General features: G+C 66.1%; 14 protein-coding genes and 1 pseudogene. 9 read left to right on the top strand and 6 right to left on the bottom strand.

What is annotated here, in order from left to right:
• Positions 1–772: 772 nt before the first annotated feature.
• The 3 genes from AB0436_RS04975 to AB0436_RS04965 all read left to right on the top strand — a co-directional run bounded on the left by AB0436_RS04975 (position 773) and on the right by AB0436_RS04965 (position 2,736).
• Positions 773–1,723 carry an SDR family NAD(P)-dependent oxidoreductase gene (locus AB0436_RS04975; protein WP_366466295.1) on the top strand — a complete coding sequence of 317 codons (951 nt, stop codon included), beginning with the start codon at positions 773–775 and terminating at the stop codon, positions 1,721–1,723.
• 226 nt (positions 1,724–1,949) lie between these two features.
• Positions 1,950–2,162: a hypothetical protein gene (locus AB0436_RS04970; protein ID WP_366466294.1), complete on the top strand. Its 213-nt coding sequence runs from the start codon at positions 1,950–1,952 to the stop codon at positions 2,160–2,162.
• A 52-nt stretch (positions 2,163–2,214) separates the two neighbouring features.
• Positions 2,215–2,736 (top strand): hypothetical protein, encoded by a 522-nt coding sequence (locus AB0436_RS04965; RefSeq protein ID WP_366466292.1) that lies wholly within the window; start codon positions 2,215–2,217, stop codon positions 2,734–2,736.
• Between the two features lie 310 nt (positions 2,737–3,046).
• Here the strand turns inward: AB0436_RS04965 and AB0436_RS04960 are convergent, their stop codons facing one another.
• Together AB0436_RS04960 and AB0436_RS04955 are read right to left on the bottom strand one after the other, a co-directional pair.
• Positions 3,047–3,622 carry a hypothetical protein gene (locus AB0436_RS04960; protein WP_366466291.1) on the bottom strand — a complete coding sequence of 192 codons (576 nt, stop codon included), beginning with the start codon at positions 3,620–3,622 and terminating at the stop codon, positions 3,047–3,049.
• A gap of 86 nt (positions 3,623–3,708) precedes the next feature.
• Complete coding sequence (locus AB0436_RS04955; RefSeq protein WP_366466289.1) at positions 3,709–4,935, bottom strand: DNA sulfur modification protein DndB; 1,227 nt, start codon at positions 4,933–4,935, stop codon at positions 3,709–3,711.
• Between the two features lie 399 nt (positions 4,936–5,334).
• On the opposite strand from AB0436_RS04955, the gene AB0436_RS04950 reads away from it, so the two are divergent.
• The 3 genes from AB0436_RS04950 to AB0436_RS04940 are packed head-to-tail and all read left to right on the top strand — an operon-like array spanning position 5,335 to position 11,950.
• Positions 5,335–7,449 (top strand): class I SAM-dependent DNA methyltransferase, encoded by a 2,115-nt coding sequence (locus AB0436_RS04950; RefSeq protein ID WP_366466874.1) that lies wholly within the window; start codon positions 5,335–5,337, stop codon positions 7,447–7,449.
• Complete coding sequence (locus AB0436_RS04945) at positions 7,446–8,774, top strand: restriction endonuclease subunit S (RefSeq protein ID WP_366466288.1); 1,329 nt, start codon at positions 7,446–7,448, stop codon at positions 8,772–8,774. Before AB0436_RS04950 ends, AB0436_RS04945 begins: the two co-directional genes overlap by 4 nt.
• On the top strand, positions 8,771–11,950 hold the full coding sequence (locus AB0436_RS04940) for a type I restriction endonuclease (protein WP_366466287.1): 3,180 nt from the start codon (positions 8,771–8,773) through the stop codon (positions 11,948–11,950). Before AB0436_RS04945 ends, AB0436_RS04940 begins: the two co-directional genes overlap by 4 nt.
• Positions 11,951–12,022: 72 nt before the next feature.
• On the opposite strand, the gene AB0436_RS04935 is transcribed toward AB0436_RS04940, so the two are convergent.
• Together AB0436_RS04935 and AB0436_RS04930 are read right to left on the bottom strand one after the other, a co-directional pair.
• Positions 12,023–12,277: a DUF397 domain-containing protein gene (locus tag AB0436_RS04935; protein WP_366466286.1), complete on the bottom strand. Its 255-nt coding sequence runs from the start codon at positions 12,275–12,277 to the stop codon at positions 12,023–12,025.
• Entirely contained in the window at positions 12,274–13,152 is an 879-nt protein-coding gene (locus AB0436_RS04930) for a helix-turn-helix transcriptional regulator (RefSeq protein ID WP_366466285.1), read from the bottom strand. The genes AB0436_RS04935 and AB0436_RS04930 overlap by 4 nt, the downstream gene beginning before the upstream one ends.
• Before the next feature lie 113 nt (positions 13,153–13,265).
• On the opposite strand from AB0436_RS04930, the gene AB0436_RS04925 reads away from it, so the two are divergent.
• Positions 13,266–13,730, top strand: coding sequence for an ATP-binding protein (locus AB0436_RS04925; RefSeq protein ID WP_366466283.1), 465 nt, complete (start codon positions 13,266–13,268; stop codon positions 13,728–13,730).
• A 75-nt stretch (positions 13,731–13,805) separates the two neighbouring features.
• A pseudogene (locus tag AB0436_RS04920) lies at positions 13,806–14,450 on the top strand (transposase); the annotation flags it as partial.
• Between the two features lie 57 nt (positions 14,451–14,507).
• Here the strand turns inward: AB0436_RS04920 and AB0436_RS04915 are convergent.
• A complete protein-coding gene (locus tag AB0436_RS04915) occupies positions 14,508–15,053 on the bottom strand; it encodes a GNAT family N-acetyltransferase (protein ID WP_366466282.1) in 546 nt (181 codons plus the stop codon).
• A 656-nt stretch (positions 15,054–15,709) separates the two neighbouring features.
• Between AB0436_RS04915 and AB0436_RS04910 the strand changes: the two genes are divergently transcribed.
• Entirely contained in the window at positions 15,710–16,171 is a 462-nt protein-coding gene (locus AB0436_RS04910; protein WP_366466281.1) for a hypothetical protein, read from the top strand.
• Positions 16,172–16,193: 22 nt separating this feature from the next.
• Here the strand turns inward: AB0436_RS04910 and AB0436_RS04905 are convergent, their stop codons facing one another.
• The gene (locus tag AB0436_RS04905; RefSeq protein ID WP_366466280.1) at positions 16,194–16,439 is read right to left on the bottom strand and encodes a hypothetical protein; all 246 of its coding nucleotides are present in this window, start codon (positions 16,437–16,439) and stop codon (positions 16,194–16,196) included.
• Positions 16,440–16,620: the final 181 nt, after the last annotated feature.

Genomic DNA, 16,620 nt, shown 5'->3' with positions numbered 1-16,620 from the left:
TACTCCGCGACCTACGGGCGCAACGCCCCGACCTGAATCCCAGCGTGACCTATACGGTCATGGGCGATCCGCCGGAACGAGTGGACCTTCTTCTTACCGATGGTTCCGGGATGGGCTGTGGATTTTCAGTGGGCCTCTCGGAGGCCGACGAGGAAATCATCTATGCGCTCGCCGATCGAATCCCTACAGCATTCGTCGAACTCTTCCAGGTGGGGCTTCCGGTAGTTCCGGGAACTCAACGACCGGCTGTGCCGGTTACCGAAGGGGGTGTTGTAGCATGGCGAGATCCGAAACACCTGACGAATTGGTCATGTCCTGTGGGGCAGCTGTAGAGGCTGTCTCGTGTGGTGCGCCTTTTTAGCAGAATCGGCCTGCACGCGACGCCGAAGAAAGCAAGGAAGTGCTTCCCTGAAGAGGCAGCCTCCCGTCAACCAAGGCGGGGTCGGCCGAGATACGGCGGAATTGTGAGTCGGGTACCGGATCAAGCGTTCAGGAACGGCACTGCAGGTCGCCCACTCTGCCGACACCGAAAGGACAGCAGCGCCGTTGGCAGGGCGAACACCGCAGTGGTGCTTCACCTGTCTGCGCTCACGCTCAGTTCTGCGCCGGTCGTGGTGTAGTGGCCTCCTTGCTCTCGGCGTTTTCCGGAGAAGTCGGAAGTCTGTCGGCGGTGTCCGTGATCTGTCGGCGTTATGTCGGCGGAGGTTGAGACCTTGGGCGGGTTGGTGCTCCCCATGAGCACACTGCCCGAGAGCGCAAGGAGCCCGTCATCGTGTCTTCCGCATTCCAGAGCCGACCGTGGGACGTTCACCGGCTGCCGTCCGCCCGGGGCAGGACCTTCCTGGTCACCGGTGGCAACGCCGGGATCGGCTACTTCGCCGCGGAGCAGCTCGCCGCCGCCGGCGCCATCGTCGTACTCGGCAGCCGGGACGCCGCGAAGGCCGAGGCCGCCATTGCCTCGATCCGCTCGCGCGTCCCCGGCGCGCACGTGCGGCACCTTCAACTGGACCTTGCCGACCTGTCGTCCCTGAAGAACGCCGTGGACAGGTTGGATGTCGATCACCTCGACGCGGTGGTCCACAACGCGGGGGTCGCGCTCGACGACCCGCCGCGTCGGGAGACCGAGGACGGCCACGAGTTGATGTTCGGCACCAACCACCTCGGCCACTTCGCGCTCACCCAGTGGCTGGCTCCCCTGCTGTCCGCGGCGCCGGCGGGCCGCATCGTGACGGTGGGAAGCTTCGCGGCACGGTCCGAGCGGCTGGACCTGCGCGATCTGCAGTCGACCAGGGACTACCGGCCCAAGCGCACCTACGGCCGGTCGAAGCTGGCGCAGATGTGTTTCGGCTTCGAACTCGATCGCCACCTGCGGGCCGTCGGCAGCACGGTGCTCAGTGTGGTGGCCCATCCCGGCGGCGCACTGGACTCCCTCACCCCGTCCCGCCCGCCGGTACGCGTGACAACCCCCGGCGAGCGACTGCGAGCCCTGCCCGCCGGGCTCCTGGTGCAGGGCAAGGACGCCGGAGCATGGCCCGTCGTCCGTGCCGTTCTCGACCCGGACGTACAGGGAGGACAGCTGTGGGGGCCGAGAGTCTTCGGCCTGCGTGGCACACCACGGCGGGAGCCCGTCCCCTCCCACATGGCCGACCCGGCCGTCGCCGCTCGCCTGTGGGCCGCCAGCTGTGAACTGGCCCGCACCGATCCGCATCTCGGCTTTCGGTAGGCACGGAGCCGCGCCCGGGTTCGGCAGGCGCGGGCGGTCACCCACTTGATCACACCGTCACACATGCTCCCGCTGTATTGATCACGGGCGACGCTCACAGCCTCACCATCCGGATGACCGTCCGCGACTTCCCCGGACGGCCAACTCGGCACGCCGGCAACGCCCCACGCCCGGCCTGCGCGCTCACTCACCGTCCATGTCAGTCGCATCCACTTCAATGCCTGCCATGGACGAACAGGAAGAACTCCTCTCGGCTGTCCACCACCTGGCCTGGCCAGGCACGGGCGATCTGGAGTGTGACGAGGCAGGACACCCCACGGGACACGTACGCCTGGCGCTGTCGGAGGACAACAATCTCTCCGCGCTCCAGGAGGCACTCAGCGGACAGTACGGGCGGCCGCGCACCTCGCCATGGGCGGGTTCGCGGATCCGACCGTGAACAGCCGGACGGGGCTTCGCTCTTGGCCCCGTTCGGCGATCGGATCGTGGAGATGACGTCCTGGGTGGACGGGGTCGTCGCCGTCACGGGATGGGACACCACGCGTGCGCGTACGATCGACTGGGCGCCGATCGAGACCCGGATCGGGACCGCACTGCCCGCTGACTACAAGCGGCTCGCCGCGTTGTTCGGGCACGGCGCATTCGACGGCTACCTGCACCTACACGTAACCGATGCCGGTTTCGAGAGCGATGACATCGTCCTGCAGACCGCGTGGCTCGGCGAGTGGGCCAACACGCACGGCAGCAACCTGTGGAGGCCGTACGACGTGTACCCGGCCCCCGGCGGGCTGCCGGAGTGGGCGGGCTCCGAACAGGCCGACAGATTCTACTGGCTCACCGATCACCCGGACCCCGACAGGTGGCCCATCCTCGTGACAGAGGACATCCCCGACTCCTGGCAGCGGTTCGACGAGACGACCGCCGAGTTCATCTACCGCATGCTCACCGACCGGCAGCACCCGTTCTCAATGGCCCGCTACTTCGACGTTCACTGGTTCGACAGCTACGAGTAGGCCCGGGCCTGAACCTTGGCCCTGTGGGAGCCATCCGCCCGCCCCGGGAATCAGCGGGTCGGGCCGCGCACCAACTGCCGGCCGGCCTCGACCTGATCGCGCTCGGCGGAGACCCCGCCCGGCAAGCGGCCGGCCCGACAACGCCCGGCCCAGCCATGTGCTCGGCGCGGTGATCGCAGCCGTGGAGGAGGGCACGCCGTTCACCGCTTGGTGACCGCGCCGACCGGGCGACAGGCGTGAACGCTCGCGGTGAGCGGGCACGCGAACTGCTCGGCCAGTGGGCAGCACCGGGTTTCCCGGCTGTGGCCGGTCAGCCAACGCGCTTCCACTCCTGGCAGCGCTGCGTCTGGAAGTACTCGCCCTTGTTGAGCGTCACCCGCCCCGGGCCTGTCAGGTTGTCGTTGGCGATGATCGCGTCGAACTCACCGCTGGCATTCTTCAGCCGGGCCCAGTAGCACCCGAAGTCGTCGTCCGAGCCGGCGGACTTGTACGTACCGGCCTTGATGTCCTCGCCGACCAGGTACTCACCGTCACCGCTGAAGCTGTCGGCCGGGCCGGTCTCCGCCTTCTTCTTGGGCGCCTTCGGCTTCGCCGTCTTCGTCTTCGTCACGGTCGGCGCGGGACGGGCCTCGGCGGTCTCCGTGACGGTTACCTTCGGCTGCGGTCCTGTGGCGGCGCTTCCGTCGGCGTGAGTGTCCGCGTCGGCGTTGCCGCTGGAGCCGATACCCGTACCGATGAGCAGGGCGACGCAGGCAACAGCGCCGTGGGTGAGCAACGCCTTCTTACGTGAGGGCTTCCGCGTCGGCGAAGCGGGCGGCGGGGTGGGGAAACCGGGCTGGGGCTGGTGGTAGGGGCCGGGGTACTGGTACTGCGGGGTGTCGCTCATGGTGTGCTCCAAGTGGTCGTACTTCTGTATGAGTTCGGGGTACGGAGGGCGAGGAAGGGCCCAGACCTGATGCGTACGCGATCCAGCTACTGGCCGCGGATCTTGCGTCCCGCCTCGGTGCCCGGGTAGAGGATCGCGTCGGCGACGCGTCCGCCGGAGTCCTTGACGCCGCCGCTGAAGTTGAGGCGCCCGGAGGCGCTCGCCTTCGCTGCCACGCCGTCCCAGTAACGGGCCTCGCGCTCCCACCGGATGCCGGTGAGGAGCCGGCGCAGTTCGTCGGCGCTCAGCGCGTTCACGGATGCGGCCCACGGCATGGTGTGGTGCACGGCGATGCCCAGCCCCGCGAGCACAGCCGGTGCCGTGATGGCGCTGCGCGAGACGAAGTCCGCGCTGTGGTCGGAGATGAGGCGCGCCAGCAGCGGGACCACGTTCTGTTCCACCTGCTCGGCGCCGGTGCTGGCCGGCAGCTCGTCCTCGTGGACGGTCTCCGCCGAGCGGGACAGACCGTTCCGCCCGTAGATCGCCGTGATCACCAGGGCCCGCAGCGCGGAGAGGGTGATGACCTCGGAGTCGGTCTTCCCGACCTGCCGCTTACTGGCGTTGACGAGCTTGGTGAACGGGACGAGCTTGTCGTCGATGTCCACCTTCACCGCGTCGGCGACGCGGTGGGCGAGCCGGGTGGCGAAGTCACGCTGGTCCATGGACATGGCCAGGTTCTTCGCGACGACGACGCCCTGCACGTTCCGGTCGTAGAAGATCTGCCGCGCGTCGGCCACGGAGAGGTCCACGTACAGCTCGAACGGCACGCGCACCTGCGCGAGTTCGGTGTAGGTGAGGCCGAACCGCTCGGGGTCGTCGTACAGCTCGTGCCAGGCCGTCGTCTGCGTCTCGCCGTCGATGGCGACCACCGACGTGCCCGGAGTGATGGTCAGGGTGCGCAGCCCGGTGCCGGGGAGCAGTTCGTCGCTGAGCGCGGCGAGCGGCCCCTCGTGCCAGAAGGTGATCGGCGGGGTGGACCAGCCGGCCGCGAGCTCGCCCTGCACGCCGTCGGCGATGTACTCGGCGTACGAGCCGACGTTCTTCCCCTTCTGCGTGGACTTCAGCGCCCGCTGCACCAGCGACCGCAGCTCGGCGTGCCGCCGCACGGCGCCGGACGCGGCCTTGAGCGTCTTCGTGTCCTCCTCGCGGCGGGGCGAGGGCACGAGCTGGACCAGCGTCGGCACGGACATGGTCCCGATCACGGCGTCCGCACGGAACGGCATGACGGTGAGCTGGGTTCCTTCGATGACCGCGGTCGGCATGGTGATGCGCATGACGAATCCCCCCATGGGATCGGTGAAGCGAGTGCGGCGGCGGTGCCCGGTCCCACGTGTGGAGCCGGTCGGCGCGACGGCAGGTCGACCAGGCCGCAAGGGTGCTGCAACAACCTTTGATCGGAAGCAACAACAGATAAGCATGACAGTGAAAGCACTGTCAATCGACTTGACGCCTGCAACCTCAGCGCTAAGGTGATTGTTGTCCGCACCGAGGAAGTCGTGCCGAGGAACGCAGCCACGTCAACGCGCCCCTGAGCCGGGGTTTGTCGACCGACCTGGCCGCCTGCACGGCCCGGCAACCAACCCGTATCGGCCTGAACGGCTGCCTCGGCCTTCACACATCGACCACAATGGAACCCAGCGCCCTGGTCCGGGCGGTTCATCGAAGGGAACGTGTTGAACAGCAGCAAGCACACGGAGCTGGCGAATCACGCCTGGTCCGTCGCCGACCTTCTGCGCGGCGACTACAGGCAGTCCGACTACGGGAAGGTCATCCTTCCGTTCACGGTGTTGCGCCGCCTGGAATGTGTTCTGGAGCCGACGCGCGACAAGGTCGCCGAGACGGCGGGGCGCTTCGCGGGCCAGGACATCGACACGGACCACTTCCTGCGCCGGGCGTCGGGCCGCTCGTTCTACACCACGAGCCCGCTGACCCTGAAGATGATCGCCGCCGATCCGCAGAACGCGGCGCAGAACCTTCAGGTGTACGTCGGTTCCTTCTCGGACAACGCCCGCGAGGTCCTCGACAAGTACGAGTTCGCCCAGCAGATCCGCAAGCTCGACAGTGCGAACCTGCTCTACCAGGTCATCGGCAAGTTCACCGACCTGGACCTGCGCCCCGAGGTCGTACCCAACCACAACATGGGCTACATCTTCGAGGAACTGATCCGGCGCTTCGCCGAGCAGTCCAACGAGACGGCGGGCGAGCACTTCACGCCTCGCGAAGTCATCAAGCTGATGGTCAACCTGCTGATCGCCCCGGACGGCGACGCTCTCAGTGTCCCCGGTGTCGTACGTACGGTCATGGACCCGGCCTGCGGGACCGGCGGCATGCTCAGCGCGGCCGAGGATCACATCGCGGCCCTCAACCCGGACGCCACGGTGGAGGTGTACGGGCAGGAGCTCAACCCGGAGTCATGGGCGATCTGCCGGTCTGACCTCATGATCAAGGGGCAGGATCCGGAGAACGTTGCCTTCGGTAACTCCTTTTCCAACGACGGCCACGCTCGGGAGAAGTTCGACTACCTGCTGGCGAACCCGCCGTTCGGCGTGGAGTGGAAGAAGGTCAAGGAGGACGTCGAGTACGAGTACAAGAACCTCGGCGACTCCGGCCGCTTCGGCGCGGGCCTGCCCCGCATCAATGACGGCTCGCTGCTCTTCCTCCAGCACATGATCTCGAAGATGAAGCCGGTGGACGTGCACGGCGGGGGCGGCTCGCGCATCGCGATCGTCTTCAACGGTTCGCCGCTGTTCACGGGCGCGGCCGGCTCGGGCGAGTCGGAGATCCGTCGGTGGATCCTGGAGAACGACTGGCTGGAGGCGATCGTCGCCCTGCCGGACCAGCTCTTCTACAACACCGGCATCTCGACGTACTTCTGGATCCTGACGAACCGAAAGGATGCCCAGCACAAGGGCAAGGTTGTTCTGCTGGACGCGCGCGACCAGTGGGTGAAGATGCGAAAGTCGCTGGGCGACAAGCGCAAGGAGTTGGGCGACGGCACGAGTGGCAAGCCGAACCACATCGCCGACATCACGCGCCTGTACGGGGACGCGGTGGCGGCTGCGGCGGACGCGGAACACCCGTTGCACGGCAAGGTGAAGATGTTCGACAACTCGGCGTTCGGGTACCAGCGGATCACGGTGGAGCGGCCGTTGAAGCTGCGGTTCGAGCTGACGGAGGAGACGCTTGCGGCGCTGCTGTCGTCCAAGCCAGTGCAGAAGTGGGCGGAGGAACGGTTCCTGCCGCGTGAGCCGGAGCTGGCAGCGAAGGCGAAGGCGCGCCGGAAGCTGACGGACGAGGAGGACGCGCGGTTCCGGGAATTGGCGGAGGCCGAGACCGCGCTGCTCGCGGACGCGCTGCATCCGCTGAAGGACTCGACCTGGGCAACCAAGTCCGAGGCACAGATGGCCGTGCGGGACGCGATCGCTGAAGCCGGGCTGCAGGGGCCGACCGGAGCACCATTCGCGAAGGCGCTGCGGGACACGGTGGGTGTACGGGACCCGGAGGGCGAGGCCCAGAAGATCAAGAGCGAGTCGGAACCGGACGGCGACTTGCGGGACTACGAGAACGTGCCGCTGGGCGAGGGCGTGGACGAGTACCTGAAGCGCGAAGTACACCCGCACGTGCCGGATGCGTGGATCGACCACTCGAAGACGAAGGTGGGGTACGAGATTCCGTTCACGCGGCACTTCTACGTGTACGAGCCGCCGCGGCCGTTGGCGGAGATCGACGCGGAGTTGAAGACGCTGGAAGCGGAGATCCAGGCGTTGCTCGGAGAGGTCACGAAATGAGCGGAACTCGAATCGCCCCCTGGCTCGCCGAATCGCAATGGCCGACGGCACCCATTCGCCTCGTTGCCCGATTGGGATCTGGACATACTCCGAGCCGCAGTAAGCCCGAGTACTGGAATGACTGCACTAAGCCATGGATCACACTAGCTGATGTATGGCAATTGCGGAGCGGGCAGACGAGCGTCATCACGGAGACGAAGGAAAAGATCAGCCAGCTGGGGCTGGCGAACTCATCAGCCGTCCTTCATCCTGCTGGCACTGTAATTCTTTCTCGTACGGCATCGGTCGGATTCTCGGCCATCATGGGTTGCGATATGGCCACAAGCCAGGATTTCGCGACTTGGACTTGCGGACCCCAGTTGGACTCTCGCTACCTTCTTCACGCTCTACGGGGAATGGCCCCGGATCTCAAGCGTGTTGCTACCGGTTCGACTCACAAGACCATCTACATGCCAGAAATTGAACAACTGAGGGTTCCTTTGCCTCCGGTGGAGGAGCAGTGCCGCATCGCAGACTTCCTCGACGCTGAGACCGCCCGCATCGACACCCTGAGGCAGAGTCGGCGCCGTCAAGCGATCCTGTTGGAGGAACGCTCAAGCAGCCTGGTATACGACATCGTACGCGGCAAGGAGGAGCCGGGGCTGCGCAGAGCAAGTGGTATCGACTGGCTCGGCAGCGTTCCAGCCCACTGGCCCGTCATGCCTGTCAGCTATCAGTTCGAAGTACTCCTGGGCAAGATGCTCAATCAAGAGAACGTCCTCGGCTCGCATCCGGCGCCCTACCTCAGAAATACGAACGTGCAGTGGGACCGAATTACAACCGACGACCTACTACTTATGGACTTCCCTCCCCAGGAGCGTCAGCGCTACGCCGTGCGCCCAGGCGACCTCCTAGTGTGTGAGGGGGGCGAGCCAGGCCGTGCGGCCATCTGGGATGGGCAGGCGGACAACATCTATTACCAAAAGGCCCTGCACCGAATTCGGGCGAGGGGCTACACGTCACCACGGTGGCTCTTCTACTGTTTGCGCGCGGCCACTGCTCAGAATGTCTTCGCCGTAGAAAGCAACGCCACAACGATCTCTCACCTGACAGGTGAGCAGCTACGTGCACACAGGTTTCCCTTCCCCGAACGAGACGTCCAAGACCGTCTGGCGGCCCGCCTTGATGTGGCTTCACTCCGCCAGAAGGCCTTGGCAGACTCGCTTCGCACTCAATCTGCCGTGCTCACCGAACGTCGCCAAGCCCTCATCACCGCCGCCGTAACCGGCCAGTTCGACGTCTCCACCGCCAGCGGCCGCAACGTAACGGACGGAGTGCAGGCATGAGTCCCATCCACGACGAGGGCGCCTTCGGCGAGGCCATCGTCGCCTCCATGACCGAGCGCGGTTGGCGCGAAGCACGGCCCGAGGACTACCAGGCGGACCTCGGCCTGGACACCAACGAGTTGTTCACCTTCCTCGGCGAGAGCCAGATCCACGAGTGGAACGAACTCCTCGCCGTCTACGGCAACGACGTCAACGCCGCCCAGCGCGGCTTCGCCCAGCGCCTGGACAAGGCGATCAGCGACGACGGCCTCCTGAACGTCCTCCGTAACGGCGTGAAGGACCGGGGTGTCCGTCTCCGCGTGGCCTACTTCAAGCCGAATCTGGTCGCCGACGACGCCGTCCTCGACGGCTACCGTGCCAACCGTCTCACCGTTGTACGCGAACTCGCCTACGCCACCAAGCAGGCCGACTGGAACAACCGCCTCGACCTGACCCTGTTCATCAACGGAATCCCCGTCGCCACCGCCGAGTTGAAGAACCCACTCACCCGGCAGGGCGTCGAGCACGCCAAGGAGCAGTACCGCACCGACCGCGACCCCACCGAGCTGATCTTCACCCGCCGCGTCATCGCGAACTTCGCGGTCGACCCGGACCTCGTCTTCGTCGCGACGCAACTCCGGGGCAAGAACACCCGCTTCCTTCCCTTCAACACCGGCTCCAACGGCGCCGGCCTGCCCGGCGGGGCGGGAAACCCTGCCCCGACCGCGTACGGCAGGTACGCCACCTCCTACCTGTGGGAACAGGTCTGGGCGCGGGACAACTGGCTCGACCTGCTCCAGCGCTACGTGCACCAGCAGAAGACCAAGACCCCCGGCGGCGGCACCACGAAGTCGACGATCTTCCCGCGCTTCCACCAGTGGGACGTGGTCAAAAAGCTGACCACCCACGCCGCAACCCACGGCGTCGGCCAGAACTACCTTGTCATGGCCTCGGCCGGTTCCGGCAAGTCGAACACCATCGGCTGGCTCGCTCACCGCCTGAGCGACCTCCACGCCGACATCGACCCCCGCGCTCTCGACACCGACGCCCTGTCCGCCGGACGGATCAAGCCGGGCGCGCCGGTCTTCGACAAGGTCATCGTCATCACGGACCGCCGCAACCTCGACGCCCAGCTCCGGGAAACGGTCGGCAGCTTCTCGCTGACCGAGGGCCTGGTCGTGAAGGTGGACGAGAAGCACGGTTCGAAGAGCGAGCAGCTCGCCCGGGCGCTGTCCCGCGACACCGGCAAGATCGTCACCGTCACCTTGCACTCGTTCCCGGCGCTGCTGGACTACATCCAGCGGAACCCGACCGAGATAAAGGGCACCAGCTTCGCGATCATCGTCGACGAGGCCCACTCCTCCCAGTCCGGCGACGCTGCCACCGCCGTACGCGCGGCCCTCCGCGACCTCGGACTGGACTCCGATTCGGAAGACCAGGGCGCGACGGCCGTCACGGTCGACGAGAAGTTGAAGAAGAAGGCCGCGGAACGCTCACAGGCCGCGAACCTCTCGTACTTCGCGTTCACCGCCACCCCGAAGGCCAAGACACTCGAACTCTTCGGCACCGAAGACACCGTGGACGGCAAGGCGGCCTACCGACCCTTCCACACGTACTCCATGCGGCAGGCCATCGAGGAAGGTTTTATCCTCGACCCGCTGCGTAACTACGTCACGTACAACACGTACTGGAAGCTGGTGAACCAGAACCCGGACGAGCGTGAGGTGGACCCCTCCAAGGGAAACAGCCTGCTCGCCCGGTACGCCCTCACTCACGAGTACACCGTCTCCCAGCACGCCCAGGTGATCGTCGAGCACTTCCTCGCGCACTCCCGGGGCCGGCTCGGCGGGCGCGCCAAGTCCATGGTGGTGACGGCCTCGCGGCAGTCCGCCGTTCAGATGGCACGGGCGATCAAGAGCTACATCAAGGACCGGGAGTACGACACCAAGTACCCGGATCTCGGTGTCCTGGTCGCCTTCTCCGGCTCGCTCACCATCGACGACGAGGAGACGACCGAGCCCAAGGAGAACGCCGGGATCGCGGAGAGCGCGCTGCCGAAGGCGTTCGCGTACACCCGAGCCGACGACAAGGCGGTCAACGCAGGCGGCCGGGGTCAGCAGGAGTACAAGATCCTGGTCGTTGCGGAGAAGTACCAGACCGGCTTCGACCAGCCACTCCTGACGACCATGTACGTCAACAAGAAGCTCACCGGCATCTCCGCCGTGCAGACCCTCTCCCGCCTCAACCGCACCGCCGACCGCAAGAACCAGGCCGACCTGGCGGTCCTGGACTTCACAAACGAGGCCGAGGACATCCGGGACGCGTTCCGCCCGTACTTCGAGGAGGCCAACACCCTCCCCTCCGACCCGAACCTGCTCTACACCGCGCAGAGCGCGGTCATGTCGGCGCCGATCATCTCCGAGTCCGAGATGGACGAGTTCACCGCCGCGTACTTCGCGGCGAAGGAGAAGGCGGCCGGCTCGCAGGCCAAGTGGGAGAAACTGCACGCCGAGCTGTACCGGCTCCTCTCCCCCGCCGTTGCCCGCTTCACGCCCCTCCTGCAGAGCGAGGAGGAGGACGACGTGGAGACGGCTGAGGAGTTCCGCTCGAACCTCAACGACTACGTACGCAAGTACGGCTTCCTCGCGCAGATCGTGCCCTACCGCGACGTCGAGCTGGAACGGCTCCACCTCTACGGCCGCTACCTCCTCATCCGGCTTCCCCGCCGCGCTGACGGTGGCGTCGACATAGGGGAGATCGACCTCAGTCACCTGCGGGTGGAGAAGACGGGCGAGGTGGACATCTCCCTCTCCCCCGAGGGCGCGGCCGAGCTCCGGGGCTTCGGCGAGGGTGCGGGCGGCGCGGCCGAGGCGGAGAAGTCACTGCTGTCGGAGCTGATCGACCAGTTCAACGCCAAGTTCGGTACGGACTTCACCGAGGAAGACGTCCAGAAGCCGTTCAACAAGACCAAGGAGGACCCGAAGGTCCGGGCAGCGGCCGTCGTCAACGACGAAGCCAACTTCGGCAAGGTCTGGGACAGGGCGTTCGCCGACAACATGGCCGACCACATTGAGACGACTGCCGGCATAGGGCGCCAGTACTTCGGCCCCGACAAGAGCTTCCGGTCCAACCTGGACCGCAGTGCGCGTCGGGCGGCTTGGCGGATGATCCGCCGCGAAGAAGACGTGGACGAGTAGTCCCCGGCCATACGGAAGGGTCCCGCCGCAACGCCCGTTCGGCGCACGGCGGGACCCTCCCGTCTACGTTGCTCAGTTGGCGACGTGGCCGACAAACCCAGCCCACGCGCCGGGGCCAACGGTCATCACAGGGCCACTGACATTCTTCGAGTCGCGGATGTGCACGTGAGTGGCTGCGGCAGCGAACTCCACGCACTCACCGCCATCACCGGTGCTGTAGCTGCTCTTACGCCAGGCGACCTCGACGCACTCGCCGCCTTCAGCACCGCTGTAGCTGCTCTTGAACCAAGCCAGCTCCTGCGTGGCAGGAGCATCGGTGGTGTTCATAGCTCTCCCAGCAACTTCTCGACAAATTCCAGAGACTCCCGCGGAGTGAGAGCCTGCGAACGGATGATCCCATAGCGAGCCGCTACGGAGCGCACCTCATCGCGGTCGGTCAGCAGGATGCTGCGTCCCTGTACTTCCAAGTAGGCGATCTGCTCACCGCCCTTGCGCGTGATCATGGTGAAAGGCCCATCCAGTCCAGCATTATCTTCACGGTCTGTCGGCATGACCTGAACCTCAACACTGCGCTGACGGCCCACGAGAAGAATCTGCTCAAGCACACCTCGCAGTACGGCCCTTCCACCGAACGGTCGGCGCAGTACGGCTTCCTCGATCACGAAACTCATCAACGGAGTAGGCCACCGGTGCAAGACCTCCTGCCGAGCGATACGAGCCAACACTCGCTGTTCGATGGTGTCCTCGTCGAGAAGAGGTCGCCGCATCGCAAGCAGAGCGCGTGTGTACTCCTCCGTCTGTAGCAGTCCAGGTACAGCGCTCACTGCATATAGAAAGAGCTCCAGCGCCTCAGCCTCCAGCCGCGCAGCGTCCCGGAAGAACGCCGGGTACTGGGAGCGCGCCAACTCCTCCTTCACGGCAATCAGCAGCCCTCCGGCCTCCAGCACCTGATCCGCCTTGTCGATGAACCCCGGCTGCGGAACCCGCCTCCCCTGCTCGAACGACGCAACCGACTGCGCCGCGTACCCCACCCGCTTCCCGAACTCCGCTCGGTCCAGCCCCGCCCGCACCCGCAACAGCTTCAACTGCCGCCCGAACGCGACCGCAACCCCATTCTCCGACCTCCCGTCCGACGGTGTCTCGGATGAGGGCTCCACGCCTCCCCCCGTACCCGCGCCCGCAACCGCTTCGTCCTGCCTCATCGCCACCCCGCCTGTCCCACGTACGTACACGCCGAACGCCCGCCGCGTACAAGCAGCCCGCGACGGCGCGTCACCCCTGGTCACGCTACGCCACCAGACGTCACCGTGGAGCCATGACCAGTAAGCCACCACCCCCCGTACGTCCCATCCGCACCACCCAACCCCGCTTCCCCTGGCATCACTTCACGATGTGCTTCACCTCCACCCCACGCGGCGTCCGTCTCGCCCGCCGCCTGGCCGGCGAACGTCTCGACACCTGGGGCATCCCCTACGGCAGCGATGCCCACGACGCGTTGACGCTGGTCGTCTCGGAACTCGGCGCCAACGCCGTACGCCACGGCCTGGTCGCCGGACGTGACTTCCGCCTCCGCCTGTCCGCCGAAGGCACGACCGTACGCATTGAGGTCACCGACACCCGCGGCGAGAGCCTGCCCGCCCTGGCCGAACCGTCCGACGAACTGGAGGGAGGCCGCGGCCTGCTCCTGGTGGCCGCGCTCACGGACCGCTGGGGCTGGTATCCGTGCGAGGGCGGGCCGGGCAAGACCATCTGGGCCGTGCTGGAGGTGGGGCCGGCGTAGGTCCTCGTGACGCCAGGCATGGCGCCCGCGTGTGCCGTCCGCGCGGAAGCCCATCAGCACCAGCACGCACGACTTCGAGAGCTGATCGCCATGAACGATGGCTACCGCGAGTCCGCCGACTCCTGGGGCGACCTGCTGCGCGACTGCCGGCGGCGCGGGATGCGCGCTCCCGTCCTCGCGGTCGGCGACGGCGCACTCGGCTTCTGGAAGGCCCTGGCCGAAGTCCTCCCCGAGACCCGGCACCAGAGGTACGAGGTGCACAAGATCGCCAACGTAGCGAACGCCCTGCCGAAGTCCGCGCAGCCCGGCGCGAAGAAGGCCCTGCAGGAGATCTACAACGCCGAGGACCGCGACCACGCGCTCAAGGCCGTCGCCGCGTTCGCCAAGAGCTACGGCGCGAAGTTCCCCAGGGCTGTCAAGAAGATCACCGACGACGTCGACGAACTGCTGGCGTTCTACGACTTTCCCGCAGAGCACTGGATCCACTTGCGCACACCGAACCCGATTGAGTCGACCTTCACCACCGTCCGCTTGCGGACCAAGGTCACCCGAGGTGCCGGCGGCGCGGCCGCCGCCTTGGCCATGGTCTTCAAGATCGTCGAGTCCGCCCAGGCCCGCTGGCGGGCCGTGAACTCACCTCACCTCGTCGCCCTCGTCCGCGCCGGACCCCGCTTCGAACGCGGACAGCTCATCGAGCGCACCCAGCCTCTCTCGGCATGACAACCTTGCTGTCCCTGTCGCCGTGCCCTACCTGGGCCAAGATCAGGATGCTGGGTGTCACAAAGGCGACAACATCATGAGGACCTCATCGCGATCATCATCGGAGGCCAGCCGAAGAGCCCCGGGCCACCTGCCGATCTCCTTCCAGCCGAGTCGGCCATAGAACTCTTCGAGACCGACCCCACCGCGGGCGGCAAGGTGCAACTGCTCCAGGCCCATCTCGTCACGGGCGACCTCACGGACCCGGCTCATCAATGCTGCGCCGATCCCCTGGCCCCGGACGCCGAGACGGGTCTGCACGTGGTGAATCGTGCCCCAGTGCGCGACGGGCGGGTGGGGATCGCAGCGGATGTTCAGCCAGCCCGCGACGGTGCCATCGGCCAGGGCGATCAGAAGGCGGCTGGTCGTTGGGGCAAGCTTCTCGATGATGCGGTCAAGGGCAGCGGTGACCTCGGCGGCATTCACCGGCGGAAAGGGGAACCCGGCCGCCCCACCCGCATTACTCACCTCGGTCCAGCACTCCACGAGGGTCTGCTTCAGCTCGTCAGTGATCTCGTGCGGGTCAACGATCTGGGTGAAGCCAAGGGCGTTTCTGCTGGTCATGGGGACGAGTGTCACAAACGAGCCCCGCTCCTCGACACTCGGGGGCACCCACCCGAACTTCGCTGGCGCAGACAATGATCCACAGGATTGACAATTACTCGCGCTACTCCGTTCACCTGCCGAGTCTTGGACGGGAGGCCTCCACTCGTTGTCCGAGCCGGTCTCTAACCTGTGCACATGCGCTACTTGGCAGATAGATTCGCCCTCGACGCTCTGGGGCGCGGCCGTTCCGTCGAACAGTTCCTCGGACCGATCCGATCCATGCGGCGGAGCGGCCGGGAGTCCGCTACGTAGAGGTCAGGCCGAAGAACGGGCGATACGAGATCTTCCTGCACACAGTCGAGGATGTGGGCCACGAGACCTTCAGCGATCTGGTCGAGTTCCCACCGCTCGACCCGGATGACGAGGAGAAAGAGTGCGGCCGCCTGGTCGTAGTGGCTGGTGATCCACTCGCAGCCCTCAGTGCAGCCGAGGAGCACACCGGTGCCGTCCGCCACCGTTGGGTCAACGCAACGATGACGCAGGATGAGTACAACGACTTCGTCCAAGCCGGGCGCCCATCACACAGCTCGCCCGATGGACACCCTTGGCCGGCGCCCAGGGAGCAGCCCGAACGATGACGGCCGATGATTCACCGGCTCTGAGGAGTGCCCCGCATGTCGCACAAGCTCCCGATCAGCGCGGCCCTTCAATCCCTACGAGACGAGCTAGGAAGCAATCACCACGAGTTCGCTGAGTCGACCGCTCACGACGCCTGGCCAGCGTTTCTGCGCTTCGGACGGCAGCGCTTCGACACGCCTGCGGCCCCCGACTCCGACGGACTGCTCATCCAATACGGAACGCATGCCTTCGGCGGTCCACCGATGTTCACCCTGGACCTCTGCCGGCAGTTCGAGATCAACGATGTCGAGGGCGAGCACTACCACTACGTTCAGGTCCACTGCGAGCTCCGATACGCGCTCCAATCGTCGCTTCAGCATCTTGGAACCTTCGACTCGTGGTTCTTCCATGACGCAGGCAGCGACCTCGACACCTGGGCTGCTGGGCTCGGCATCCACCTGGAGCTGCTCCGGGGTCACAGGCCTGCCAAGATCCGCCTCTACGAGGAACTGCTGTAGACGAGGGCAACAACTGAGACGATCAAGTGTGGAAGGTGATGCCTCCGTGGCTGTCGCCGCCCTGGACGAGTGTCTTGACGTGTCCGCTGTTGGTGTTCTGCACAGCCGCGCCCTGGACCGGGTTCGTCGTGACGGCCGAGAGATCGTGCACGAGGCCGAGAAGGTCGGGGTGTTCGGCCAGGACAGCTGCCAGGTACCCGGACCAGTACGCCCGCAGAAGAGCCTCCCGACCCTCTCCGCCACGCGCGAACTCCTCGGATTGGCTCAAGGTGACGTTCAGACGGTGCTCTATCTCTGCCTGCGGCTCACTGGTCTGCCTGCTCCAGCGGCGAGCCATGGCTGTGCGGACGTGCGTCCAACCGTCAGCGAGAATCGCAGTCACCAAGGACTGCACGCCTGGAAGGATTGCCGTCGTTGTCGGGTCCCTAGAGCAATGACACACCTGCGAA

This window comes from Streptomyces sp. NPDC051322 (genome assembly GCF_040689485.1).
GTDB lineage: Bacteria > Actinomycetota > Actinomycetes > Streptomycetales > Streptomycetaceae > Streptomyces.
Note: the sequence above shows the minus strand (reverse complement) of the source record. Positions and strands in the feature narration are given on the sequence as shown.